General features: G+C 68.7%; 22 protein-coding genes. 16 read left to right on the top strand and 6 right to left on the bottom strand.

Going from position 1 to position 25,384, the window contains the following annotated elements; genetic code table 11:
- Nucleotides 1-35 precede the first annotated feature (35 nt).
- The 9 genes from tatC (at nucleotide 36) to BLW41_RS01305 (ending at nucleotide 10,266) form a co-directional block, all read left to right on the top strand.
- Nucleotides 36-1,040, top strand: a complete 1,005-nt coding sequence (gene tatC / locus BLW41_RS01340; RefSeq protein WP_177169227.1) for a twin-arginine translocase subunit TatC — start codon at nucleotides 36-38, stop codon at nucleotides 1,038-1,040.
- Nucleotides 1,040-1,222, top strand: coding sequence for an RNA polymerase sigma factor (locus tag BLW41_RS11055; protein WP_218138177.1), 183 nt, complete (start codon nucleotides 1,040-1,042; stop codon nucleotides 1,220-1,222). Before tatC ends, BLW41_RS11055 begins: the two co-directional genes overlap by 1 nt.
- A 6-nt stretch (nucleotides 1,223-1,228) precedes the next feature.
- The gene (locus BLW41_RS01335; protein WP_218138176.1) at nucleotides 1,229-1,660 is read left to right on the top strand and encodes a sigma-70 family RNA polymerase sigma factor; all 432 of its coding nucleotides are present in this window, start codon (nucleotides 1,229-1,231) and stop codon (nucleotides 1,658-1,660) included.
- A 24-nt stretch (nucleotides 1,661-1,684) separates the two neighbouring features.
- The gene (locus BLW41_RS01330; RefSeq protein ID WP_218138175.1) at nucleotides 1,685-2,425 is read left to right on the top strand and encodes an anti-sigma factor; all 741 of its coding nucleotides are present in this window, start codon (nucleotides 1,685-1,687) and stop codon (nucleotides 2,423-2,425) included.
- 191 nt (nucleotides 2,426-2,616) lie between these two features.
- On the top strand, nucleotides 2,617-3,366 hold the full coding sequence (locus BLW41_RS01325) for a ferritin-like domain-containing protein (RefSeq protein ID WP_093115522.1): 750 nt from the start codon (nucleotides 2,617-2,619) through the stop codon (nucleotides 3,364-3,366).
- A gap of 134 nt (nucleotides 3,367-3,500) precedes the next feature.
- Nucleotides 3,501-4,649 carry a metallophosphoesterase family protein gene (locus BLW41_RS01320; protein WP_093115520.1) on the top strand — a complete coding sequence of 383 codons (1,149 nt, stop codon included), beginning with the start codon at nucleotides 3,501-3,503 and terminating at the stop codon, nucleotides 4,647-4,649.
- A gap of 25 nt (nucleotides 4,650-4,674) precedes the next feature.
- The gene (locus tag BLW41_RS01315) at nucleotides 4,675-7,392 is read left to right on the top strand and encodes an AAA family ATPase (protein WP_143038513.1); all 2,718 of its coding nucleotides are present in this window, start codon (nucleotides 4,675-4,677) and stop codon (nucleotides 7,390-7,392) included.
- Nucleotides 7,389-8,561, top strand: a complete 1,173-nt coding sequence (locus tag BLW41_RS01310) for an alpha-hydroxy acid oxidase (protein WP_218138174.1) — start codon at nucleotides 7,389-7,391, stop codon at nucleotides 8,559-8,561. Before BLW41_RS01315 ends, BLW41_RS01310 begins: the two co-directional genes overlap by 4 nt.
- Before the next feature lie 94 nt (nucleotides 8,562-8,655).
- Complete coding sequence (locus BLW41_RS01305; RefSeq protein WP_218138173.1) at nucleotides 8,656-10,266, top strand: glycoside hydrolase family 1 protein; 1,611 nt, start codon at nucleotides 8,656-8,658, stop codon at nucleotides 10,264-10,266.
- Here BLW41_RS01305 and BLW41_RS01300 read toward each other — a convergent pair.
- Both BLW41_RS01300 and BLW41_RS01295 read right to left on the bottom strand, forming a co-directional pair.
- Complete coding sequence (locus tag BLW41_RS01300) at nucleotides 10,240-11,310, bottom strand: GHMP family kinase ATP-binding protein (RefSeq protein WP_177169226.1); 1,071 nt, start codon at nucleotides 11,308-11,310, stop codon at nucleotides 10,240-10,242. The genes BLW41_RS01305 and BLW41_RS01300 overlap by 27 nt on opposite strands.
- 88 nt (nucleotides 11,311-11,398) lie before the next feature.
- Nucleotides 11,399-12,979, bottom strand: coding sequence for an RNA polymerase sigma factor (locus BLW41_RS01295; protein ID WP_177169225.1), 1,581 nt, complete (start codon nucleotides 12,977-12,979; stop codon nucleotides 11,399-11,401).
- 382 nt (nucleotides 12,980-13,361) lie between these two features.
- Between BLW41_RS01295 and BLW41_RS01290 the strand changes: the two genes are divergently transcribed.
- From BLW41_RS01290 to BLW41_RS01280, 3 genes are all read left to right on the top strand, one after another.
- A complete protein-coding gene (locus BLW41_RS01290) occupies nucleotides 13,362-14,048 on the top strand; it encodes a hypothetical protein (RefSeq protein ID WP_093115509.1) in 687 nt (228 codons plus the stop codon).
- Nucleotides 14,049-14,281: 233 nt separating this feature from the next.
- Nucleotides 14,282-15,661 carry a flavin-containing monooxygenase gene (locus BLW41_RS01285; protein WP_093115507.1) on the top strand — a complete coding sequence of 460 codons (1,380 nt, stop codon included), beginning with the start codon at nucleotides 14,282-14,284 and terminating at the stop codon, nucleotides 15,659-15,661.
- A 69-nt stretch (nucleotides 15,662-15,730) separates the two neighbouring features.
- On the top strand, nucleotides 15,731-17,317 hold the full coding sequence (locus BLW41_RS01280; RefSeq protein ID WP_093115505.1) for a succinic semialdehyde dehydrogenase: 1,587 nt from the start codon (nucleotides 15,731-15,733) through the stop codon (nucleotides 17,315-17,317).
- Here BLW41_RS01280 and BLW41_RS01275 read toward each other — a convergent pair.
- Entirely contained in the window at nucleotides 17,293-17,631 is a 339-nt protein-coding gene (locus tag BLW41_RS01275; RefSeq protein ID WP_093115503.1) for a hypothetical protein, read from the bottom strand. The genes BLW41_RS01280 and BLW41_RS01275 overlap by 25 nt on opposite strands.
- A gap of 134 nt (nucleotides 17,632-17,765) precedes the next feature.
- On the opposite strand from BLW41_RS01275, the gene BLW41_RS10625 reads away from it, so the two are divergent.
- Nucleotides 17,766-18,275 (top strand): hypothetical protein, encoded by a 510-nt coding sequence (locus tag BLW41_RS10625; RefSeq protein ID WP_143038511.1) that lies wholly within the window; start codon nucleotides 17,766-17,768, stop codon nucleotides 18,273-18,275.
- Between the two features lie 5 nt (nucleotides 18,276-18,280).
- Nucleotides 18,281-19,165: a PfkB family carbohydrate kinase gene (locus BLW41_RS01270; RefSeq protein WP_093115501.1), complete on the top strand. Its 885-nt coding sequence runs from the start codon at nucleotides 18,281-18,283 to the stop codon at nucleotides 19,163-19,165.
- On the opposite strand, the gene BLW41_RS01265 is transcribed toward BLW41_RS01270, so the two are convergent.
- The 3 genes from BLW41_RS01265 to BLW41_RS01255 form a co-directional block, all read right to left on the bottom strand.
- On the bottom strand, nucleotides 19,162-20,571 hold the full coding sequence (locus BLW41_RS01265) for an NAD(P)(+) transhydrogenase (Re/Si-specific) subunit beta (RefSeq protein WP_093115499.1): 1,410 nt from the start codon (nucleotides 20,569-20,571) through the stop codon (nucleotides 19,162-19,164). The two genes, BLW41_RS01270 and BLW41_RS01265, sit on opposite strands and share 4 nt — an antisense overlap.
- Nucleotides 20,568-20,900 carry a proton-translocating transhydrogenase family protein gene (locus tag BLW41_RS01260; protein WP_177169371.1) on the bottom strand — a complete coding sequence of 111 codons (333 nt, stop codon included), beginning with the start codon at nucleotides 20,898-20,900 and terminating at the stop codon, nucleotides 20,568-20,570. The genes BLW41_RS01265 and BLW41_RS01260 overlap by 4 nt, the downstream gene beginning before the upstream one ends.
- An 80-nt stretch (nucleotides 20,901-20,980) precedes the next feature.
- On the bottom strand, nucleotides 20,981-22,114 hold the full coding sequence (locus BLW41_RS01255) for a Re/Si-specific NAD(P)(+) transhydrogenase subunit alpha (protein WP_093117228.1): 1,134 nt from the start codon (nucleotides 22,112-22,114) through the stop codon (nucleotides 20,981-20,983).
- A 239-nt stretch (nucleotides 22,115-22,353) separates the two neighbouring features.
- Here BLW41_RS01255 and BLW41_RS01250 point away from each other — a divergent pair, with 239 nt between their 5' ends.
- Nucleotides 22,354-24,213, top strand: a complete 1,860-nt coding sequence (locus BLW41_RS01250) for a 2-oxoacid:acceptor oxidoreductase subunit alpha (RefSeq protein WP_093115497.1) — start codon at nucleotides 22,354-22,356, stop codon at nucleotides 24,211-24,213.
- 12 nt (nucleotides 24,214-24,225) lie between these two features.
- Nucleotides 24,226-25,293 (top strand): 2-oxoacid:ferredoxin oxidoreductase subunit beta, encoded by a 1,068-nt coding sequence (locus BLW41_RS01245; protein WP_093115495.1) that lies wholly within the window; start codon nucleotides 24,226-24,228, stop codon nucleotides 25,291-25,293.
- The last annotated feature ends 91 nt before the right edge of the window (nucleotides 25,294-25,384 follow it).

Genomic DNA, 25,384 nt, shown 5'->3' with positions numbered 1-25,384 from the left:
ACGAGCCAGGGTTGGGACGTCGCCAATCGCGGCTCGTGTCTTCGCGGGGTACGTTGAAAAAGGTTCTCAAGCCGGTCGGGCACGACGAGCGCCTGACGCTCGTCGAGCACCTCGACGAGCTGCGCACGCGCCTGATCGTTTGCCTGTGCGCGCTCGCCCTGGCGTTCGCGGTGTGCCTGTGGCAGAGCAGACCTCTGCTGTCGGTGCTCAACCAGCCGCTTGCCCGAGCGGCCAACAAGGCCCAGCGGGCGCCGACCTCACTTAGTGGCCGCGAGGAGCGGCTCCGCCGCACAATTCGGGAGGCGCTCGACGGGCAGGCGCGAGCACTCGCCGAACTGGCGCGCGCCGGGTCGCTTTCGGCGAGTCAGCGGCAGGCCTTGAGCGATGCGGTGCGCGAGACGCGATCGGCGGCGAGACGGCTAGCCGCTCGCGATCAAGACACGCGCCCGGTGACGCTCGGTCTTGGTGAGCCGTTCACTCAAACCTTGCTCGTCGCCTTCCAGTTCGCGCTGCTCTTCACCTTGCCGGTGCTGCTCTACCAGGCGTGGGCGTTCATCGCACCGGCCTTCGCGCCGAATGAGCGCCGCGCCATACGCCTGCTGGTGGTCGGCGCCCCGGCGCTTTTCGTCGCCGGCGTTGCGTTCGCCTACGTCGTCGTGTTGCCGACCGCGGTGGCGTTCCTCCAGCAGTTCAACGCTGGTGCTTTCGACGCACTCGTGCAAGCGAGTAGCTACTACCACTTCGTACTGATCACCGCGCTAGCTACCGGGCTTCTGTTCCAACTACCGCTCGCGATGGTGGGGCTGGTCGCCCTCGGCGTACTGAGCTCAGAGCAGCTGCGCAGTAATCGGCGGATCGCGATCGTCGTGCTCGCGGTACTCGCGGCACTATTGCCCGGAACCGACCCGATCACGACGCTGATCGAAATGGTGCCGATGGTGTTGCTGTTCGAGCTGGGGATCGTGCTCAGCCGGATCGTCGAACGCCGCCGGGCCCGCGCGGCGCGGCTCGCCGAGGCGAGCGCCGGAGGCTCCGCGTGATGAGGATTTTTCCGCCCAAATCGAGCGGCTGGGAGCGGCTGGCCGACGAAGAGCTGATCGAGGCCGCCGCGCGCGGAGTTGCGGAGGCTTTCGAGGTCATCTACGACCGTCACGCTCAGGCCGCTTACTCGCTGGCCTACCGGATTGCCGGCAGCACCGAGGTTGCCGAGGACATCGTGTAAGACGCGATGCTTTCGGCCTGGCGCGGCGCCTCGGCGTACGATGCACGCCGTGGCACGGTCCGCACCTGGTTGCTGCGGATCGTCCACAACCGGGCGATCGACTTGCTGCGTAGGCGCGCGGTTCAGGAACGTCTTCGCTCGAGCGACGAGCTCGATCCGGAGGCCGGTGCGGGTCGCGATCCCGAACGCGCGAGCGCCGAGGAGCAGCAGGATCCGGTAGTCGAGACGCTACGCCGCGAGCGGGCGCGGGCGGTGGGTCAGGCACTCGCGGCCCTACCGGAGGACCAGCGCAAAGTCGTGGAGCTGGCTTACTACGGCGGCTTCACGCACACCGAGATCGCCGAGCTGCTCGGCGCTCCGGTGGGAACGGTGAAAGGTCGCATGCGCCTCGCGCTGGAGAAACTGCGAGCGTTCGAGGCGGTGCTCGAGCCCCGATGAAGGTGTGCCGATCGGATGAGCACGGTGGATAGCGCGACACGAGAACACGACTGGGTTCGGGAGACGCTTGCCGCGTGGGCGCTGGGGGCGCTGACCGCGAGCGAGCGCGAACGGGTCGAGCGCCACCGCGAGACCTGCGAGCGCTGCTGCGCCGAAGCCGGTGCCTTGATCGCTACCGCCAGCGCGCTGGCCGAGGCGGTACCGCCACGCCTGCCACCAGGGCGTCTGCGCGAGCGCGTGCTAAGCGAGGTGCGAGCGGAGGCGCGCCTGCTGCGCGCCGCCGGAGCCTCCGCCGACCAGCCGGAGTCGGCCAAGCGCCGCCTACGCGAGCTCTTCATCCCGGCGGCCAGGCCGCTCGCGCTGGCCGGCGTGCTGCTCGTGATGCTCGCCGTTGGGTTCGGTCTGGGTACGGTCCTCGAGGGCCAGATCGGAGCGAAGCGGCGGGGTCAGGAGCTCGTCGGTCGGATCACCGACCCAACCGTCGCCCGTCGTGCGCAAGCGCGCGCAACCGTCCACGAGCGCAGCGTTCGCATCGAGGTGCGGGGTTTGCCGCGACCGCCCGAGAGCGGCGTCTACGAGGTCTGGGTGCAGTCGCCGGGCAGCCCGCCGAGGCCGGCGGAACCCATGTTCGTAGCGTCCGATGGGGCGGTCGAGGTGCCGGTGAGCCTGAAGCCCCGTGACCGCCTGATGATCACCCAGGAACCGGCGGGCGGAAGCGTGCAGCCGACCTCTCCGCCCCTTGTCGTGTTCGAACGCGGCTCCTAGGCTCCGAGTCGCTTAGGTCCGGGCTTGCCCAAGGCATCACGGGCTACTCCTCCGGGCACGGGGTGATTCCCAGGCAGGGGAACACGGGGCCGCTTACGAGGTTCTTGTGATCCGCCGAGCCTTCCCGTGCGCAAAGACAGGGCGACGGCAACTAAACAACCGCCCAGGACGGAGAAGGGGGTAGCACGGCAATGTCCGAAGCGATTTCGCTCGCTTACCGGGTCATCGACGAGCAGGAGCAGGACAAGACCGCGAGCACGCGGCGCGGCATCCTCAAGGGTGCAGCAGCGACCTTCGGCAGCCTCGGTTTGCTCGGGCTCGTCGCCGACGATCGCGCGGTAGCGGCAATCACCGCCCAGAACGACCCGCAGAAGATCCTCAACATCGCCGCCACCGCTGAGGTGCTGGCGACGATCATCAACACCGAGGGTGCGCGTCGCGTAAGGGGTCTCGACCGCGTGACGCGGCGCAACGTCGCGGCGGCCGCACAGCAGGAGCTCGAGCACTACAAGGTGCTGCGCAAGATCGGCGGCAAGGAGCTGACCAAGAAGATCTGGGTGCCCGACGCCGTGTTCGCCAGCCGCAAGGGGCTGCTTACCACGCTTGAGTTCGGCGACCAGGTGTTCATCAACGCATATCTGATCGCGACGACCGTGTTCGGCAACGCTGGTCAGGGTGAGAACGCCCGTTACGCCGCGGAGTTCATGGGCGTCGAGGCCGTGCACCGGGCGCTCGCGCGCCAGTCGCTCGGCAAGCTCGGAAACGACCGCGTGTTTATGCGCTACGCGTTTACGCAGATCGACACCGCCGTCAAGCTCCTTCAGGACGCAGGGGTCGGGTTCGGACAGAAGGGCAAGTCGCCGGGTCGCTTCTACGACTTCGACGTCGTGAAGCGACGCACCCCGAAGGTTCGCGGCAACAACACCTTCAACGTCCGCTAAGACAGTCGGTCGCGCAATCGGGCGGGCGGGCAAGATGCCCGCCCGCCCTTTTTGTGCTCATACGGACGGACGGCGTCTTCTGATACCGCCAAGCGCGGTCACAACGTCCGCCTTTTTCGCCAGGATCGCCAGCGGTGGGAGTGCGGATCCTGCACATCGCCGACGTCCATCTCGATCGGCCGTTCGTGGGCGTCGCGTCGGAGCGACGGCAACACCTGCGGCGACGCCTGCTCGCCACGCTGGGGCAGGCCGTGGCGCTGGCCGAACAGTACCGCTGCGATCTGCTGACGATCGGCGGCGATCTGTGGGAAGAGGAGAACGTGACCGAGAGCACCCGCCGCGAGCTAGCGGCGCTGCTCGCACGCACGGAGCTGCCGGTCGCGATCGTCGCGGGTAATCACGACCCGATCGTTCCCGGCGGCAGTTGGGAGCGCATCGATCTGCCCCCCAACGTGCGGCTCTTCGAGCCCGGCAAGCTCACTCGCTGGCGGCCCCTCGAGGGCTCGTCAGCACCAACGATCTGGGGCATCTCCTGGGGCGGCGGTGAGCTGCACGCGGCTTTCCTCGAGCGCCCTTGCGCGCGCCAGGAAGAGGGTCCGAACCTGCTCTTGCTGCACGGCACAGCCGTCGGCACGACTGGCCGCGAGCCGGCTGATCGCCACTGCCCGTTTGAGCTCCGCGCGGTACATCGGGCGGGCTTCGATCTCTGCTTGTGCGGTCACATCCACCGACCCGCGCTGCTCGCCCACGAGGGGCGCCTAGCGGTCGTCTACCCGGGCTCCCCGTTCCCGCTCGCCTTCGACGAGACCCACTCGCACGGGGTCGTGGTGGTGGAGCTCGACGGGCCCTCGGTAAAGGCCGAGGGTGTCCCGCTCGGCGGGCCGCCGTGCCTGTACCTCGAGGTTGACTGCGAAGGGGTGGCGTCGCGGGCGGAGCTGCGAGAGCGGGTCGCGAGAGCGCTCGCGCAACAAGGCGCCGGCGGCGAGAGCGATGGCGGCGGGTTTTTGACGGTTGCGCTCGTCGGCAGCTGCGAAGCGGGATTGGAGCGCGATCTCGAGGATCTACAAGCGATGTTGACGCAGCGCTTCGCCGGCGTGCGCGTGATCGACCGCACCCAGCGGTCCTTCGATCTCGACGCGATCACGCAGCTCGACACGGCGCGTGGGCGCTTCGCCCGCAGCCTGCGGGAGCGCATCGGCCAGGCCGACGGGCGCGATCGCGAGGTTGCCGAACTGGCGCTCGAGATCGGCTTGCGCGCGCTCGACGGCGGCGAGCCGGTGTGATCGGGGGGTTGGGAGGGTGCGTTTTTTGGCAGTTCGGTGCGACGGCTTCGGCAGGCTCTCGGGGAGCTTCCAGTTCGCCCCCCGACTGACGGTCGTCACGGGCCCCAATGAGGCTGGGAAGAGCACCCTTTACGAGCTCCTCTTTCGCATCCTTTACGGGTTCAACCGCAGCGAACGCACGCGGCGGCGCGACGGACGGCCCTCCCCGTGGGAGGCGCGGCGTCCTTGGCAAAGCGGTCGCAAGTACGGCGCGCTGGCGGAGATCAGTGACCGCGAGGGGCGCACGCTGCGTGTCGAGTGGAACTTCGAGAAGCCCGAGCTGCGCGTGTTCGACGCGCACACCGGGGCGGATCTCAGTAACCGCTTTCGGGCCAAGGGTCGAGAGGTCGCGCTCGGTCAGGTCTTGCTGGGCCTCGGGCCGGAGGAGTTCCGCCAGGTCTGCTGTCTCGGTCAGGGGGATGTCGAGCGACCGAGCGACGACGCTGCCGCGCAGCTCGCGGAGCGCCTGCGGGCGCTGGTCGAGAGTGGGCGTGAGGCTGGCAGCGTGGAGGAAGCGATCAGGCGGCTCGAGCGGGCCGCGAAGGAGCGGCTCGGAGTCGATCTCCGCAACTGGCAGCCGGCGCGCGGCGGCCGTTGGGGACAGTTGTCGAGCCGCAAACAGGAGCTCGAGTCGGAGCTCGAGCGCTCCGAGCGGGAGCGCGCGGAGATCAGCGCGTTGGCACACGAACTCGCTGAACTAGACGAACAACGCGAACGCCTGGTCGCGAGCGTCGCGGAAGCTCGCCGGCGGAACCTGGCGCTGCGCTTGCGGTATGCCACCGCGCGGCTCGAGCGGGCGCGGGAGCTGGAGCAAAAAGCGGCCGCTCGCCCGCAGCGCCCGGTCGTGCTAAAGAGTGAACTGCCCGCCGCGGTGGCTGGCTTGGCTGCCGACCTGCGCAACGCGGAACGCGAGTGCGCAGAGGCAACGCGCCGCGCCGAGGCCGAGCGAGCACGCGGCGAGCGTCTGCAAACGGAGCTCGAGCAACTCGAGCGCGAGCTCGCGTCGCTGGCCCCCGGTGGCGTGCCCAACGCCGCCGGCCAGGAGCGGATACGGGCGCTTGCCGCGCGGGTCGAGGCGCGCCGCGCGGAGATCGCCGAACTTGAATCCGGACGTGAGGGCGCCGACGCGCTCCGCTTGCGCGCGGCAGCGCTGCGCGCGGCGCGCGATCGACTGCGCGACTTAGAGCGTTCGCTGCAAAGTGCCTCGCGCGCGTGGCTCGCAGGGGCCGTCGGCGCCGCCGCTGGCGCGGTTGTCTTGGTAGCGACGGTAGGTGTCGGCGCAGCGGTCGCCGCGCTCGTGCTAGCGGCCGCCCTGGTGGCGGTCGCGCTCGCTCGCCGAGGGCAGGCGCGCCGGGCCCTCGCGAAGACCCTCGCCGAGGCGGGGGTCGAGAACGCGATCGCGCTAGAAGACCAGCTTGTCCGGGCGGAGGCGCAGCTCGATGCGCACACACGGACTGCGCAGCTGCTTGCCAGCGAAGAACGGGAGCTCGCTGAGTGCCTGGACGCGCACGGCGCGCCGGCCTCGGGCGACCTTCTGGCGCGTGCCGAGGCTTATGCGCGGGCGCTCGAGCTCGCTGAGCGCAGCGAGCGGCTACGGGCCGAGCTCGAGCGTCTCCAGGAGGTCGCGGCCGAGGCGGCTCGCGCGCAGAAGCGCCTCGCGGAGGCGCAAGCGGCACTCAGGCAGACGCTCGCGAGCGTCGGCATCGAGCAGCACGATCTGCACGAGGCGCTCCGTGGCTTCGAGCAGTTGCGTGAGGCGGCCGAGCGTGATGCACGCGCTTTGCACGATGCGGATCGTGCTGCCGAAGCCCTGCGTGCGCTCACCCGTGGGCGCCCGCTCGCCGAGCTCGAGCACGAACGCGAGGAGCTCGCTCGCGCGCTCGCGGAGCACGCCACCTCGACGGAGATGCAGCTCGCGAGCCCGTCGGGAGCCAGCGACGGCGATGGTCGACCGGCGGAGGCGCTCGCCGACCTCGAACTGCGGGTCGACGCGGCGGACAGGCAGCTAGCCCAGCTCGAGTCGCAACTCGCCGAGCTCGAGCGCCGGCGTCACGGCCTGGAACGCGAGATCCAGACGCGTGAACGGCAGCTCTCCGATCCCGCTGAGCTGCGGGCGACGATCGCCGAGATCGACGAAGAGTGCCGCATGATCGAGCTGCAACGCGATGCTGTGCGCCTGGCGATCGAGGAGCTCAGAGCGGCCGCCGCGGCCGCCCATCGCCAGTTCGCGCCCCGGCTCAACGAGGAGCTCGGGCGGCTGCTGCCGCGGATCACCGGCGGGCGCTATCGGCGCGCGTTGGTTGCCGAGGATCTCGCGGTTTCGGTGGAGGCACCGGAGACCGGGTCGCTGGTCTCTGCTGAGCTGCTCAGCCGCGGCACCCGCGACCAGATCTACCTGGTCGAACGGCTCGCCATCGCGCGGCTGCTGGACGAGCAAGCGGCTAGCCGCAACGCGCACAGCGGTCAGCGGAGCGGCCGAGCGCCGCTGCTGCTCGACGATCCCTTCGATCGCTTCGATGCGCTGCGCCTCCGTGCCGGGCTCGAGCAACTCGTCGAGGAGTCGAGAGAGCGCCAAGTCGTGCTATTCGCCGAGGAGCGGTCGCACGTCGCTGCGCTCTGCGAGTTGGATTCAGACTGTCAGGTAATCGAGTTGCCGGCGCCGTCGTCGCAAGCGCTAGAGCGAGCTGGGGAGGGCAGCAGGTGAGCGGACAAATGGGAAGCGAGGAGCGAGACGGGCGCCGCCAACGAGCGTCGACGCCGCAGCAGCCGCCGCTGCCGGCGACGCTCGCGGAGTTCGCGGAGCTCGCGCGGGAACGTCTTGACCCCGGCACCTTCGGCTACTACGCGGGCGGTGCGGGCGCTGAGATCACGCTGCGCGACAACGAGGCGGCGTGGGCACGCCTGCGTTTGCGGCCACGGATGCTCGTCGACGTCTCGCGGCGTGATACGTCCACGACTTTCCTCGGCCAGCGTCTCGCACACCCGATCTGCGTGGCGCCGACGGCGTTCCACCGTCTCGCTCATCCCGATGGTGAGAAGGCGACGGCGGCGGGTGCGGCCCGTGCGCAGGCCCCCCTTTGCCTGTCGACGCTCGCGACGGCGCGGCCAAGCGAGATAGCTGAGGCCGCACCGGAGGCGACGCGGTGGTTCCAGGTCTACGTGTTCCGGGATCGCGGCGTCACCCGCGCGCTCTGCGAGGAGGCTGCAGCAAGCGGCTTCAGTGCTCTCTTCCTGACCGTCGACGTGCCCTACTTCGGTCGGCGCGAGCGCGATCTGCGCACCGGCTTCGCGCTGCCGGCACTGGAGGTGCCGAGCCTGGCGGCGGCCGTTGGCGAGTCCGATGCGCGCCTCGACATGCGCGCGATCGGCGAGCTTCTTGACGCTTCGCTAACGTGGCGCGACCTCGAGGAGCTGGTCGGCACCAGCGACCTGCCGGTGGTGGTCAAGGGAGTGCTGACGGCGGAAGACGCGCGGCGCGCGATCGCTAGCGGCGCAGCGGCGGTGGTCGTCTCGAACCACGGGGGTCGTCAGCTCGATGGTGTTCGCGCGGCCGCCGACGCGCTCCCGGAGGTCGTCGAAGAGGTCGGCGAGGAGGTCGACGTCTTGGTCGACGGCGGCATCCGTCGCGGTACCGACGTGCTCAAGGCATTGGCGCTCGGCGCGCGGGCGGTGCTGGTGGGACGGCCGGTGCTCTGGGGGCTAGCGGTTGCTGGCGCGGCTGGGGTCGAACGGGTGTTGCGGCTGTTGATCGACGAGTTCGATCTGTCGTTGGCACTCTGTGGGGTTCCCCGGGCTTGCGATCTCGGAACGAGCGTGCTCGAGCGGTCGTTGCACGGCCCTAGCGCGGTGGGTAGGGAGTCTGGTACGTTCTGACAATCTCGTGAGTCGATTTATCGCTGGTTTGGTTAGGTTGACTGATAAGGACGCTTGCACACGGCGAGCGCCATGCGCCGCGCTGGTCGCGGCGGTGTGCCTGGCGGCGCTGGGCGCTCCGGCTGTCGCTCAGGCCGGCGAACAGAAGCTGCGCTTCCCCCGAGACTTCGCCTGGGGCGTCGCGATCAGCGCCTTCCAGTCGGAGATGGGCGGGAGGCCAGCCAACGCCGACCGTCGCAGCGACTGGTGGGTCTGGACGCACGATCGCGACAACATCGCGCGGCGGGTCGTCAGCGGCGATCTGCCGGAGCGCGGTCCGGGCTCTTGGCGGGTCTACGCCACCGACGCAAAGCTCGCGAAGGGACTCGGCGTGCGCGTCTTCCGCCTATCGATCGAGTGGAGCCGGATCTTCCCGCGTCCGACCACCAAAGTCAGGGTCGGTAGGCGCATAACCAGGCAGGCCTTGCGAGCGCTTGACCGCCTCGCCGACCACCGCGCCATCGCCCACTACCGACGGGTGCTGAAGACGCTCCGGCGTCTCGGCTTGCGGCCGTTCGTGACCCTCAACCACTTCACGTTGCCGCTCTGGCTGCACGACCCGCTGGCGACGCGTGCGGCGCTCGCTGCACGCGGGCCCGACGATCCCCTGCCCCCGGGCCTTGATCGCGCCGGCTGGCTGTCGTCGACGACGGCCCGCGAGTTCCGCAAGTACGCGGCCTACATGGCGTGGCGCTTCGGCGACCTCGTCGACGACTGGATCACGCTCAACGAGCCGTTGGTGGTGGTCACTTCCGGGTTCGTCAACGCGCCCGGTTCGTTCAGCGGCAACTTCCCGCCGGGCGTGCTCTCCTTCACCGGTGCCGTAGCCGCGGTGCGGAACCTCGAGGTCGCGAACACGTTGGCGTACGACGCCATACACGCGCTCGATCGGCGCGACGCCGACGGCGACGGTCGCCGGGCGCAGGTCGGGATCGTGCACAACATGGCGGCGTTCGAGCCACTGGATCCCGCGTCCGCCGCCGATCGCCGTGGCGCCGAGCACGCCGACTGGCTGTTCAACCGGTTGATCTTGGAAGCAGTGGTGCGCGGCGATCAGGACCGCAACGCCAACGGCAAGATCGATCCTCCAGAGCGGGCGCGTCACCGTCGCAAGGCCGACTTCATCGGTGTCAACTACTACCTGCGGGTGCGTGTCCAGGGCACGGCGGCGCCGCTCTCCCGAGCGATCCCGATCGCCGACTTCTTGCCACGGGTCGGGTGGCGCAATCGCTTCGACCCGTCGGCACCGCCCTGCCCGACGGTCTGCACGGATGTCGGTTGGGAGGTGTTCCCGCTCGGGCTTGAGCGTGTCCTGAGTGAGGTCGGCCGTTACCGGCTTCCCGTGTACGTCACGGAGAACGGCATCGCTGACGACGATGACGATCTCCGACCGGCCTACATCGTGCAGCACCTCGCGGTGCTGGCGCGCGCGATGCGCAAGCGCACCGCCGACGTGCGCGGCTACTTCCACTGGTCGCTGGTCGACAACTACGAGTGGGCGCTCGGGTTCGGCCCCAAGTTCGGCCTCTACTCGTTCGACCCGAACACCCTCGCTCGTCGACCCAGGCGCAGTGCGCGCGTTTACCGCGAGATCGTTCGCCGCAACGCGGTTACGCGCTCCCTGCTCGAGCGTTACCCGCTACCGGTAATCGCCAGCGCTGGATGAAGGCACCGTGACCGGCGTCTCGAGCGCGCGGCAGCCCTCGTGGTCCAAGGCGAAGGCGAGCTCGTGGGCCCGCGCTGAACGCATCGCGGTACGAACCCGTTCCAGCGCCCCCGGCGCGTAGCACAGCAAAAAGCCGCCGCCACCGGCACCCATCAGGGCGACCGCGCTAGCTCCCGCACGTTGGGCGATCGTGCGCAGCTCGTCGGCGCGTGGTGGCACCGCACCCGGCGCCCGTCGGCGCTTTAGATCCCACTGGGCGTCGAGCAGCCGGGCCCAGGTTTCGAGGTCGCCGCGCTCGAGCGCGTCGGCTACGCCCTCGGCGATCTCGCGAGCACGGTGTAGCAGCACCAGCGCCCCCCGGTCGCCGCGCCGAACCGCTCGCGCGACGCCCGCGAGCAGCCGTGATGCCGACCTGCGGCCACCGAGGAAGAACAGCCCGGTCTCTTCTACCAGTGCGCGCCGTGAGCGCTCATGGAGGTCCAAGGTGCGTACGGTGACGCTGCCGTCGGTCAAGAACTCGTAGGCACGCACTCCACCGAAGGCGGCGGCGTACTGGTCGTGCTTGCCGACTGAGCGCCCGACGACGTCGATCTCCACGTGACACGCCTGTTCGGCGAGTCGCTGCGGGTCGCGGGCGGGCGGCTCCAGCTCCTCCCAGCCGCTGTCTCGCTGCTCTTCTCGCGCGGCGTGAAGCTCTCCGAGGGCTTTGAGCGTGCAGACCGTGAACGCGCCGGAAGAGCCAAGGCCGGTGCCCGGTGGCACCTCCGCGACGCTTGCCAGCTCGAGCGGCTGGTCGTCCCAGTGGAGATCGAGCAAAGCGCGCAGCAACGGGTGGCGGACCGAGCGCGGGGAGACAACTTCCTCGACGGTTAGGTGCTTGAGATGGAAGCGCCCGTCGATCGAGGGCGCCGCGGTCACGTACACGTAGCGCGCGATCGCCGCCGACACTGCAAAGCCGCTGTTGCGGCGAAAGTAGGCGGGCAGATCGGTTCCCCCGCCCCCCAAGGCGAGACGGAGCGGGGCGCGTACGACTACCGCCTTCATAACGCGCATTCTGGCGAGTGCCGTCCCCCGCTGTTTGTATCCGGCTCGTTAAGCGCAGCTGGAAGCGGTCGCCTCACCAGTCGCGGCGCTAGCGGTTCGTGCCGTCGACCTCGCCCAGTGTGCCAGCCGAGTCGTTGCCTCCGAGCTTTGTCTTGCCGCCGCTCGATCGGCCGCTGGGAGTGCTGGGCGGCGATTCGAGAGTCGGCGGTGCGGGGGTCGTCGTACCCGCCGACGCGCCCGCGTTTCCACCGGCTTTGCCACCTCCACTCGAGCTACTCGTACCGCCGTTCGTGGGGCGCTGCGCGGTGCCCGTGCTGCGCGTCCGCTTGGGGCCGCCGAACACGCGCTTGCGCGGCACGGTCGAGCGCGCGCGGCGGCTCGACTTAAGCTGCCGGCGCGCGGCTTTCGACTCAGCTTTGGCGGTGCCGTTGCCCGCCGCTTGTCCCTTCCTGGCTGGCCCCCGGACCCCCTCGCTCGGTGTGCGGTCATCTCGCGGAGCTTTGTCAGGTCGACCGCGCGCGGCGGCCTTGTCGCCGCGCGCAGGGTGCGACCGCTTGCGCGCGCCCTGCGCGTGCGGTCGCTCGCTGCCGGTGCCGCCGAGCGCGGTCGCCGGCAGGCGGGACCCGCCGGTTCGCTCGGTGGCGCTGTGCGAAGCCCCGGCGTTTGCCGGGTGGGTCGGCTGCGTGACCCGGTCGACCGCTGCCTTGCCGCCGATCGCACCGCCGCCGACGAGCGCGGCCGCGACCAAAACCTTCGCCGCTGTGGCGGCCGCGCCGCCAGCGGAGACACCCGCGACAGCGGCGCTGCCGGCAATTGGCGCACTACCCGCGACCGCGGTGCTGCCGGCAACCACCCCCGCGCCGGAGGTGGCTTCCGCTGCTGCCGCGCTACCGCCAGCGGCGGCGGCACCGCCGAGCTTGCCGCTGGTACCGCCGGCCACAGCGGAGGCGAGTGAGGCCTTGAGTGCCGGCGTGATCGCCACCGGCAAGGCCAGCGACAGCAGCGTCCGCTGTTTGGCGACGCGCTCTCTGAACTCGCGACAGCCCGCGCAGCTGCGCAGGTGCAGAGCGATCGAGCTGCGCCGCAGCGATCCGCCGCGCAGCATCGCGATTTCCTCGCGCACCTCGGCGCAGGGGCGCTCCCGGGCCTCGCGCATCTTGAGGAGCGTCGAGCGTGCGCGGAAAACAAGGCCTTTCACCCGCCCGACCTCCACTCCGAGGGCTTCCGCGATCTCGCGCTGCGACATGTCCGCGACTTCGAACAGGAGCAATGCCGCGCGTTGGTCGTGGGGAAGCTGACGCAGGTCGGCGAGTAGCTCACGCACGTCCTCCCGCTGAGCGGCGGTGTCGTCGTCCGCCCGTGGCTCGTCGGTCTCTGCGGACACCGTGTTCGGTCGCCGTTCACGGAGGATCGAGATGCAGCGGTTGCGCGCCACCGCGTAGAGCCAGGGCTTGACGGCGAGTTGGCGCTCGCTGCCCGAGCGCAGCTCGCGATAGGCGGCTGCGAACGCGTGTTGGACCGCGTCCTCGGCGTCCTCGCGCGTGCCAGTGAGGTGGCGACAGAACGCCAGCAGACCGGGCAGATGGCGCTCGAAGAGGATCTCGAAGGCGCGCTCGTCGCCGCGACGTACGCGCCGCGCAAGCTGCTCATCCCCGAGTCGGGCCAGCAACAAGCGGCTCGCTCGCGGTCGGACCCCGGGTCGGCTTGGCGGGGGCGGGCCGGTGTGCTGCTCGCGGGTTCGCCAACCGTTCCCCGTCCGAGCGTCGTCAGACGGGGCCTCGCGTTCGCTGACTGCTGTCGTTCGACCGTCCACGGCGACGCGACTGCCCCCGCAGCCCATGCTAAGCCGCGCGCTGCTGGGCGCCCCACGGTCATATCGGCGGCGCGAGAGCTGCTCTTCACATCATCAGAAACGTTTGGACGGCCGTCAGGTTCACGGAAGACGGGCACGAAGGCGGAAACTTTGTTGAAACTCGCGAACCTCGCGCCGCGCCCCGCGTTCCTGCAAACGAAAGGTCGAGCGACGCAAGCGATCTGAGAGGTAGAGCGAGATGAGACCGAAGCTTTTGCGAGCAGGTACCGCAGGAGCAGCGCTGTGCTTGGTGTTCGCTCCGGCGGCGCTAGCCGGCGGGCCGAAGCCGACCAAGCACGACGTGCGGGAGGCCAAGCGGGAGTGCAAGGCGGAGCGCGGCACGACCGACGCCTCGCGCGAAGCGTTCCGTCTGAAGTACGGCGGGCTCGGACTGGGGCACTGCATCAAGGTGCGTGCGCGGGAAGCCGCCAGTGAGCGGGCAACTGCCGTCCGCAACGCCGTCCAGGAATGCAAGGCCGAGCGCGCACAGGATCCGCAGGCTTTCCTCAAGAAGTACGGCACCAACCGCAACCGGCGCAATGCGCTCGGCAAGTGCGTGTCGACGAAGGTGCGCGCACTGCTCAAGGAGCAGGACGCTCAGGATCGCGAAGAGATCCAGGCGGAGCAAAATGCCGCGCAGCAGTGCGCCGCCGAGCGCGCACAGGATCCACAGGCCTTCAGCGAGCGTTACGGGACCAACCGCAACAAGCGAAACGCCTTCGGTAAGTGCGTCTCGCAGCGGGCCCACGCCAGCGAGGGGAGCGGACAGTCGGAGCAGCCGGACGGGTCGGGCGGGACGCCCACCGTGCACGGCAACGGGAGCGCCCATGGCGGTGCCCCGAGCTCATCGCCGGGAGAGGGGTCTAGCTCCCCGCAGGTGGCGTAAGGGTTCGCCAAATCGCCAGCACAAGAGACGGCGCTAAGCGCCGGCGCAGAGGGTCACGGCAGGGGCCTCCGCGAAAGCGGAGGCCCCTCGTCTTTGGGCAAGTAGCCAGAAGCGAGTGGAGTGGGGGCGAGGGTCCGCTTAAGCTAGCTGCATGGTGGCCGCCGGGAAGGACCACGCGGCCTGCGCTACGAGTCTTGGCTGGCGAGCCAGCCAGTGCTAGGCTGACGTTCGCGATGGGGACAACGACGCCAAGGGTTTGCATCGTCGGAGCGGGTTCCTCGGGAATCGCCGCCTGCCAGGTAATGCAGGCGAACGACATCGATTTCGACTGCTTTGAACGGGGGTCGAACGTCGGCGGGAACTGGCGCTACGACAACGACAACGGGATGTCATCCGCCTACAAGTCGCTCTTCATCAACACCTCGCGGCGGATGATGGAGTACCGCTCGTTCCCGATGCCCGAGGATTATCCGGACTACCCGCACCACACGCAGATCGCCAAGTACTTCGACGACTTCGTGGATCACTTTGGGTTGCGCGAGCGGATCACCTTCCGCCACGAGGTCCAGCGGGTAGAGCCGATCGACGGTGCCTGGCAGGTGAAGGTGCGCAGCATCGACACGGGCGAGACGCGCACCGAGGTCTACGACGCGGTGATCGTGGCCAACGGGCACCACTGGCTACCGCGCTACCCCGAGCCGCCCTTCGAGGGCCAAGATACCTTCGCCGGCGAGCAGCTCCACAGCCATTACTACCGGGAGCCGGATGAGCGCTTCGTGGACCGCAACGTGCTAGTTCTCGGCTTCGGCAACTCGGCCGTTGACATCGCCTGCGAGAGCTCGCGCGTGTCGCGCATCACCTATCTGGCGATGCGCCGTGGCGCCTGGGTGATCCCCAAATACATCGAGGGCAAGCCCGTCGATCAGCTCCAGAACGAGTTCACGAGCCGCCTTCCGTTCCGGCTGCAGCGGTGGTACCTGCAGCGGTTGATCATCAAGACCCAGGGTCGGATGGAGGACTACGGGCTACCCAAGCCCGACCACAAGCTCGGCGAGGCACATCCGACGATCTCGTCGGAGCTGTTGCCGCGCATTGGCCACGGCAGGATCAAGCCGAAGCCAAACATCGCGCGCATCGAAGGCCGCACGGTGCACTTCGTCGACGGCACCAGCGAGGAGGTCGACACGATCGTCTGGTGCACCGGCTACCAGATCTCGTTCCCGTTCCTGCCGCGCGAGGTGATCGATCCCAAGGACAACCGAGTGCGGCTCTACCGGCATGTCGTTCACCCGGACCGGCCTGGTCTCTACTTCATCGGCCTGGTGCAGCCACTCGGGGCGATCATGCCGATCGCCGAGGCGCAGTCGGAGTGGATCGCCGACCTCCTGTTGGGCCGGTGCGCGCTACCTGATCGAGAGCGCATGTGGCGGGAGATCGAACGCGACGAGCGCAAGATGCGCAAGCGCTATGTCGCGTCCCCGCGCCACACCATCCAGGTCGACTTCTATCCCTACATGCGCACGATCAGGCGTGAACGCCGCCGCCGTCCGCGTCGACGTACATCGGGCGCGATCGCGGCGCCACGCCTGCAGACGCAAGGCGCGCAGCCGTGATGCCTGTGCGCTCGGTTCGGGCGCGGTAGGCTGAGCTCGGGAGGCTCGCAAATCGAGGAGGGGTTAGCTGTGGCCGAAGTCGAGACCGCCGGCAAGACTGGCGCCGAGCGAGAGGGAAACGGAGCGAAAGCGACGGCCAACGAGGGTCCCAGGGCCACCGAACAGGCCGAACTCGAAGTTCGCAACCCGGCGACCGGCGAGGTAATCGCGCGCGTACCCCAGGTCGACTCGCAACGTCTGCACGAGATGGTCGAACGGGCGCGTGCTGCCCAGCCGGCCTGGGAGGCGCTCGGGTTCGAAGGGCGCGGCCGTTTGCTTAGGGCCCTCCAACAGTGGATCCTGCGTAACGACACGCGCATCGCCGACACGATCGTCGCGGAGAACGGCAAGGCGTTCGAGGATGCGCTGCTCGCCGAGGTCGGCTACGCGGCCCAGGCGCTCGCCTTTTGGGCGAAGCGGGCGCCCAAATACCTGGCCGACGAGAAGGTTCGCTCGAACTCGCCGTTCGTGTTCGGGCGCAAGATGCTCGTTCGTTACGCGCCGGTGGGCTTGGTCGGCGTAATCGGACCCTGGAACTACCCGCTCACCAACAACTTCGGTGACTGCATCCCGGCGCTCGCGGCGGGCAACGCGGTGATTCTCAAGCCAGCCAGCCTGACACCGCTCACGTCCCTGCTGCTCGCCGAGGGGGCGCGTGAGGTTGGGTTCCCGGAGGACGTCTTCCAGGTCGCGGTGATGCCGGGCAGTTTGGCCGGCGAGCTGATCGATGCGGCCGACTACGTGATGTTCACGGGGTCGACGGAGGTCGGGCGCAAGGTGATGGAGCGGGCTGCACGCACGCTCACACCGGTGGGGCTCGAACTCGGCGGCAAGGACCCGATGATCGTGCTCGCCGACGCCGATCTCGAGCGGGCCGCAAATGCGGCGGTCCACTACTCGATGCAAAACACCGGACAGACCTGCATCTCGATCGAGCGCGTGTACGTCGAGGAGCCGGTCTACGACGAGTTCGTGCGACTCGTTGTAGAAAAGGTTCAAAACCTGCGGGTCGGCAAGCCCGGGGGGCCGGGTGCTGTCGACGTTGGCGCGATGACCTCGCCGGACCAGCTCGAGCTGGTTGAGCGGCATGTCCGCGACGCGGTCGAGAAGGGTGCACGCGTTCTTACCGGCGGCAAGCGGCGCGAAGGCGAGGGCCTTTTCTTCGAGCCGACCGTGCTAGTCGACGTCAACCACTCGATGCTCTGCATGCGCGAGGAGACCTTCGGGCCGACCCTGCCGATCATGAAGGTGCGGGACGTCGAGGAGGCGATTCGGCTCGCCAACGACTCGCCCTACGGGCTCCAGGCGTCGGTCTGGACCAAAGACACGGCGAAGGGTGCCCGTATCGCTCGGCAGGTCCAATCCGGGGTCTGCTGCGTAAACGACGCGATGGTCAACTACATGGCGCTCGAGTTGCCGATGGGCGGCTGGAAGGCCTCGGGGCTCGGGTCGCGCCACGGCGCCGACGGGATCCGCAAATACACGAAGAAGCAGTCGATCCTGATCACGCGCTTCGCGCCCAAGCGCGACCTGCACATGTTCCCGTACCGGCAGCGCACGACACGGCTGCTCGAGCGTCTGCTGAAGCTGCTCTACGGCCGACGCGCTCGGCGGTAGGCCAGGGCAACTACGACCACAGCGCCCGTCAGGGCGAGCCAGGGGCCAAGGCGCGCCAGGCCGCGAGACTGGCCCGCGCCTGCGCTCGCGCGCGAGCTCGCCTCTTGTGTGGCATCTGGCGCCGGTATCGCGAACTGGTCGGCGGCGAGGACGTCGTGGGGCTCAGCGATGCCGGTTGGGTCTACCGGCGGGCGCTCCTCGGGTGCCGGTATCGCGAACTGGTCGGCGGCGAGGACGTCGTGGGGCTCTTCGATACCGGTGGGATCGACGGTCGGATCGACGCCACCGGGCGAGCGCTCGCTGGACCTGTTCATGAGCACATCGTGACATAGCTGTCCGCACTACAGAGGTTCCTACGCACGCACTCAGGGCTACCTGCGTGCGCACCCAGCGGTTCCTCCGTGCGCATTCAGGGTTTCCTCCGCGCACACTGGTACCGTGAGCGCTCGTGCACGACGAACCGACGCGGCTCTTGCGACACGGCAGCGGTGGTCTGCCACCGCGTCGCCGCGGACCAGATCCACGGGTCATCCGCAGGCGCCGGCTGGCGCTCGCTGCGGCTGGCGTGCTGGTGCTTTTGATCGTGATCGTGGCGGTGGCGTCCGGTGGGGGCGGCAGTTCTCCGACCGACGAGAGCGTGCCGAAGACGGTGCCCACGCCACCATTGCCGGAGAACCTGCGCAACCCGGGGGCAGTCAGCGGGTCGACAAGCACCTCGACCACCACTACTGGCACCTCCACGACTTCCGGGTCCATGGGCTCGAGCGGATCCTCCTCCGCCGGGTCGCAAGCTCCTGCTCCGAGCCAGTCGGGCGGTGGCGCCGGCGCGCCACCCAGCGGTGCTAGCTCCGGGTCGGGCAGCATGGGCGGTGGTAGTGCGGGCGGGCGCACCGGTGGCGGTGGTGTGCCCGGCGCCGCTGGCGGCGGCGCCGGCGCTCCCGCGCCCGGCACTCGCTGACGACGGTGCTCGCGACCGCGGCGGCACGCTTCGCCGTCGTCGGTCACGTCGAGTGGTGCGACTTTTTGGTGGTGGACCGTTTACCGCGTGTCGGCGAGATCGTCCACGTGGCGGACCACTTCGCGGAGCCGGCGGGCGGCGGGGCAGTTGCGGCGGTCGAGCTCGCCCGCCTCGGCGGAAGCGTCGATCTATTCACCGCCCTCGGTTCGGACCGTTACGGGCGCTCGAGTCGTCGGCGACTCGGTCAGCTGCGAGTGACGGTGCGCGCCCGCTACCAAAAGCAGCAGCAACGCCGCGCGATCGTGCATCTCGAGAAGGGAGGCGAGCGGACGATTACGGTCGTCGGCTCACGCCTTGGCCCCAGTGGGGCGGATCCATTGCCTTGGCGGCTGCTCGATGGCGCCGCCGTCTACTTCACAGCCGGTGATGCGGCGGCAGTGAGCGAGGCGCGGCGTGCAGCGGTGCTGGTGGCGACGGCTCGCGCCAAGCACACGTTGGCAGCTGCCGGCGTGGCGATCGACGTGCTGGTGCGCAGCGGCCGCGATCCGGACGAGCGCTACGAGCCGGGTGAGCTGACCCCGCCACCGTGGGCGGTCGTGACCACTCTCGGCGCCGAAGGGGGCACCGTCGAGCTCGCCGACGGTGAGCGGATGCGGTGGCCAGCCGAGCGCGTCGATCCGTCCGAGGTGGTCGACACCTACGGAGCCGGCGACTGCTTCGCGGCCGGACTTACTTGGGCGCTCGGGCGCGGCTACCAACTCCGTGACGCGATCGCCGTCGCTGCTCGCTGCGGCGCCGACTGCGTGCGTCGTCGCGGCCCCTACCGGCGAGTTGCACCCGACAGCGATGCGAGCGGGCGAGCAGAAGAAGGCGTCGGCGGGATTGGCTAGAGCGCCTGCAGCTCGCTCACGATCTGTGACACCGCTTCCTTCGCGTCGCCGAACAAAAGCGAGCAGTTTTCCTTGTAGAAGAGCGGGTTGTCGATGCCGGCGAAGCCCGGATTCAGCGAACGCTTGACGACGATCACCTGTTGCGCCTTGTCGACGTCGAGGATTGGCATGCCGTAGATCGGCGAGTCAGGCTGCTCGCGCGCGGCCGGGTTGGTGACGTCGTTTGCCCCCAGCACCAGGACGACATCGACCTGCGGGAACTCGGGGTTGATCTCGTCCATCTCCTTCAGCTTGTCGTAGGGGACGTCGGCCTCGGCCAACAGCACGTTCATGTGGCCCGGCATGCGTCCGGCAACCGGATGGATCGCGAACTCCACCTGAACCCCCCGCTTTTCGAGTTCGTCCATCAATTCGCGTACCGCGTGTTGCGCCTGCGCGACGGCCATGCCGTAGCCAGGCGCGATCACTACGCGCCGTGCGTAGGCCAGTTGAATGGCGGCATCAGCTGGATCGGTCTGGCGCACCGTGCGACCCTCGGTCGCGACGGTGGTTGCGCCGCCGGCCGGCGCTCCGCCAAAACCGCCGGCGACGATGTTCGCGATCGAGCGGTTCATCGCCTGAGCCATCAGGTTCGTGAGGATCGAGCCGGACGCGCCGACGAGGATGCCCGCCACGATCAGAGCAACGTTGTCGAGCGCGATACCGGCTGAGGCTGCCGAGAGACCGGTGAGCGCGTTCAGCATCGAGATCACCACCGGCATGTCGGCGCCACCGATCGGTAGCACGACCATGTTTCCGAGCAAAGCGGAGAGCACGAGGATCGCGATGAACAGAGCCTCGGAGTGCGAGCCGGCAGCGATCGCGACGGCGCAGGCGACGGCCCCGATCAACAGACCGAGGTTCACAAACGTCTGCCCCGGCAGCATTATCGGGCGACCGGGGATCAGTTCCTGGAGCTTGCCGAAGGCGATGTTCGAGCCCCAGAAGGAGATCGACCCGATGATCGCCGCAAACAGTGTGGGAATCATCTGGTCGAGCGGCATGTCGCCGCCGTAGCGCCGGAACTCCGCCCAGGCGATCAACGCCACTGCGCCACCGCCGACGCCGTTGAACAGCGCCACCATCTGTGGCATCGCCGTCATCTTCACGGCGCGCGCCGCCGGCACCCCGATCGCCGTCCCGAGCGCGATGCCGAGTGCGATCAGACCGTAGTCGCCGACCTGACGGTCGAGCAACGTCGCCGCTACGGCGATCGTCATACCAAGAGCCGCAATGGCGTTGCCGCGGCGCGCCGTGCGCGGATGGTTGAGGAACCGCAGGCCGATGATGAAGAGCGGGAATGCGGCCAGGTAACAGACCCGAATGAAGTCAGGGTCCTGGAAGCTGAAGGCGAGCGGAGGGGTCACGCGCGCACCTCCGCCCGCTCGCGCGCCTCGCGTTTCTTCGCGTCTTCCTTGGTGGGCTTGCGCTTGAACATTTCGAGCATGCGGTCGGTGACGAGAAAGCCGCCGACGATGTTGATCGTCCCGAAGGCGATCGCGATCACCAGGATCACCTTGTCAAACGCCCCGCTCGCTTGACCGATCACCAGCAATCCACCGAGCAGGACGATGCCGTGGATCGCGTTGGTCGCGGACATCAGCGGCGTGTGCAGGGTGTTCGGGACCTTCGAGATCACCTCGAAACCGACGAACGCCGCCAACACAAGGATCGTCAACTCCGTGATCAAGTCCATCGACGACCCTGGCGCCTCGGCGGCGCCGATCGGAAGCAGCGTGCCGGCTGCGATGCCAAACATCCTTCCCCCTTCTTCGCTCAGCTCGCCGGCGCTCCGATCGCCTGGCGCACGCGTTCGTTTACTACCTCGCCGTCGTGGGTGATGCAGCAGCCCGCGACGATCTCGTCGTCGAAGTCCAGGGCTAGTTGGCCGTCTTCCGTGATCAGCTCGATGAGCGCCTGGAGGTTGCGCGCGTAAAGCTGCGACGCATGATCGGGCATCGAAGCGGGGAGGTTGACGGGACCGATCACTTTCACGCCGTGTGCCTCCACCGTCTCGCCGGCCTTTGTGAGCTCGCAGTTGCCGCCCGTCTCTGCTGCGAGGTCGACGATCACCGACCCTGCTGGCATCCGCTCGACAGCGTCCTCGATGATCAAAAGTGGCGCGCGACGGCCGGGTACCGCGGCGGTTGAGATGACGCAGTCCACGCCGGCGATCGCATCGGCCAGAAGCTGCCTTTGACGCGCCTCTTCCTCCTCGGTCAAGGGGCGCGCATACCCGCCTTGCGCCTCCGCGTCTTCGATCCCTAGGTCGATCTCGAGGAAGCGGGCGCCCAGCGACTCGATCTGCTCGCGTACCGCCGCGCGGACGTCGTAGCCGAACACGATCGCGCCGAGGCGGCGAGCGGTGGCGATCGCCTGGAGACCAGCGACCCCCGCGCCCAGCACGAGCACCTTGGCTGGTCGGATGGTGCCGGCAGCGGTAGTAAGCATGGGGAAGAACCGGGGCAGCTCACGCGCGGCGATCAGCGCCGCTTGATAGCCAGCGACGGTCGCCTGCGAGGACAGCGCGTCCATCGTTTGGGCGCGCGTGATGCGCGGAATCGCCTCCATCGCGAGGGCCGTCACGCGCCGTTGCGCGAGTGCCCGCACAAGGTCGGGAGAGGTGAAGGGCTGCAGGAACCCGACCAGCACTGCTCCCTCGCGTAACTTCGAAACCTCGTCGATCGAGGGGGGCTGGACTTTCGCCACGAGATCGCCCGCCAGCCCGGCTCCCTCCTCTACCTTCGCGCCCGCTTCGCGGTATTCATCGTCGGAGTGGTGGGCCGCCGCCCCCGCCCCCGGTTCAACCACGACCTCCAGCCCGCCCTTCGTGAGGCGGGCCACGACGTCGGGTACGAGTGCGACGCGCCGCTCGCCGGCGGCGGTTTCTCTGGGTACCGAAACTCGCATTTCGAGGCTCCCTTGCTCGAAGCCGCGATCGGTCACCGAACGGCGACCGACGGATGACCGGGCGCGAAAAGCTAACTGAATGTGGCGGCGAGGGCCGCCTGCGAGAAAATGTCCTATTACCGCTCGGCTTTGCTACTTTTCGGCGGCCCGAAGCCGGACCCCAGTAGACTCGCGGGTGAGCAGGTCGCGGCGGTGATCGGGCGCGAACGCTCCCGAAGGGGCGAGCTGCCGAGGCGCGAATGGCGAAGACGCTCGAGAAAAAAGATCAAGTCGTCGTCCGTTTCGCCGGAGATTCCGGCGACGGCATGCAGGTTGTGGGCAGCCGCTTCACCGACGAGACAGCAGCGGCCGGCAACGACCTCGCGACGCTCCCTGATTTCCCTGCGGAGATCCGCGCACCCGCCGGCACTCCTCACGGTGTATCGGCTTTCCAGATCCACTTCGCCTCGCGCGACATCCTGACCCCCGGCGATCGGCCGAACGTTCTCGTGGCGATGAACCCAGCGGCCCTCAAGGTCAACCTGCCGGCCCTGGAGCGTGGCGGAACGATCATCGTCAACGAGGACGGCTTCAACGACAACAACCTGCGCAAGGCCGGGTACGCGAGCAACCCGCTCGAGGACGGGTCGCTTGACGGTTACAAGGTCTTCCGGGTGCCGATGACCAGCCTTACTGTGCAGGCCACGCAAGGGATCGCGGGCCTCACCTCGCGCGACGCCGCGCGATCCAAGAACTTCTTCGCGCTCGGGCTCGTCTCCTGGCTCTACGGAAGACCGACCGAGCCGACGGTCACCTGGATCGAACGGCGCTTCGCCGAACGCCCCGCGATCCGCGACGCCAACCTCGCCGCCTTTCGCGCTGGCTGGAACTTCGGCGAGACGACCGAGGCTCTCGCCGTCCATTACGAGGTCGAGCCGGCGCAGCTGCCGCCCGGCACCTACCGCAACGTCAACGGCACACAGGCAACTGCGCTGGGCTTGATCGCGGCGAGCGTCCGCTCCGGGCTGCCGCTGTTTTACGCGAGTTATCCGATCACGCCGGCGTCGGAGCTGCTGCACACGCTTTCGCGACAGCGTCGTTTCGGCGTGCGGACGGTGCAGGCCGAGGACGAGATCGCAGCTGCGGGCATGGCGCTCGGTGCGGCGTTCGCTGGCAGCCTCGCGGTTACGGCTACCAGCGGGCCCGGGATGGACCTCAAGGCCGAGACGATCGGCCTGGCGGTTGCGCTGGAGCTGCCACTGGTGGTGATCGACGTGCAACGGGCGGGGCCGTCGACCGGCATGCCGACAAAAACCGAAGCCTCGGACCTGTTGATGGCGCTTTACGGCCGCCACGGCGAGTCGCCGCTGCCGGTGATCGCCGCGCCTACGCCGTCCGGCTGTTTCGATGCCGCTTTCGAGGCGGCGCGCATCGCGATCACCTACCGCACGCCGGTGATCCTGCTTACCGACACCTTCCTCGCCAACTCGTCGGAGCCCTGGCGCCTGCCCGCGGTCGACGAGCTACCGGAGATCGATCCGGAGTTCGCAAGTCCGTTGCCCGACGGCGCGAAGTTCCTCCCTTACGCGCGCGACGAGCGTCTGCGCCGTCCCTGGGCGATTCCCGGGACGCCGGGGTTGCAGCACCGCATCGGCGGTCTCGAAAAGCAGCACGAGACGGGTGCGATCAGCTACGACCCGGCCAATCACGAGTTCATGACGCGCCTGCGCGAGGAGCGCATCGCGCGCATCGCCGACGAACTTCCGGAGCTCGTGGTCGACGATCCCGACGGCGCCGACCTTTTGGTGCTCGGCTGGGGTTCGACCTACGGGGCGATCCACGGAGCGGTGCGCAAGCTGCGGCGCGAGCGGGGCGCGAAGGTCGCGGTCGCACACCTCACGCACCTGAACCCGCTGCCCCGCAACACCGGCGAGGTGCTGCGTCGCTACCGGCGGGTGCTGGTACCCGAGCTCAATCGCGGCCAGCTAGCGAAGATCTTGCGGGCCGAGTTTTTGGTCGACGTCGAGAGCTATTCGAAGGTCAACGGGCTGCCGCTGTTCACCGGTGACGTGCTCGAGCAGATCGAGCTGCGGCTGGACCGCGCACGCCGGGTCGCTTGAGGAGGTCGCGAGGTGGCTGGCAACGGCGGAGGGAGCAACGGACAAGCAGCAGCCGTCGACGCGGCGCTGGTCGAGCGGACGCTCACCAAAAAGGACTTCACCTCCGACCAGGAAACGAGATGGTGCCCGGGCTGCGGCGACTACGCGATCCTCGCCACCGTCCAGGCGCTCTTGCCGGAACTCGGGGTGCCGCCCGAGCGCTGCGTCTTCGTGACCGGCATCGGCTGCTCGGGGCGCTTCGTCTACTACGTCGACACCTACGGCATCCACTCGATCCACGGACGAGCCCCGACGATCGCCACCGGCATCGCGGCGACGCGTCCCGACCTCTCGGTGTGGGTCGTGACGGGCGACGGCGACGGACTTTCGATCGGCGGCAACCACCTGATCCACGCCCTGCGGCGGAACGTGCCGCTCAAGATCTTGCTTTTCAACAACCAGATCTACGGGCTCACGAAGGGGCAGTTCTCGCCGACATCGGAGCAGGGCAAGATCACCAAGTCGACGCCGTTCGGATCGGAGGACCCGCCCTTCAACCCGGTGGCTCTGGCGCTCGGCGCCGGCGCGACTTTCGTGGCGCGCTCGGTCGACACCGACAAGCAACACCTCGCCGAGACGCTGCGGGCCGCGGCACACCATCCCGGCGCCGCCTTTGTCGAGATCTACCAGAACTGCAACGTCTTCAACGACGGCGCGTTCGATGCCGTGCGCGCCAAGGGTCAGCGCGAGCGCAACCAGATCAGGCTCGAGCATGGGCGTCCGATCCGCTTCGGTGTGGACGGCGAGTTCGGACTCGTGCGCAGCGAAGACGGCACGATCGCGGTCGCGCAGGTCAGCGAGGTCGGCGAGGACGCACTGCTCGTGCACGATGCCAAGGCACCCGATCCGACACTTGCTTTCGCGCTCGCCCAGTTCGCACCGCGACCGCTCGGTCCGACGCCGATCGGCGTGTTCCGGGCGGTCGAGGCGCCGGTCTGGGGTGGGGGTATCGCGGAGGAGGTGCGCAATGCCCACCGCGCGATCGGCAGCGAGGAGCTTGCGAAGCTCCTGCACGCGGGCGAGACCTGGACGGTCACTTGACTTCGGTCACCTGACTCGTCACGCGGGCGAGACCCGGACACTTCACCTGACTAGTCGGGCCGCGCGTCTCGGCGTGCGGCGACGGGTCGGC

This window comes from Thermoleophilum album (assembly GCF_900108055.1).
Taxonomy (GTDB): domain Bacteria; phylum Actinomycetota; class Thermoleophilia; order Solirubrobacterales; family Thermoleophilaceae; genus Thermoleophilum; species Thermoleophilum album.
This window is presented reverse-complemented; position numbering and strand designations above follow the sequence as displayed.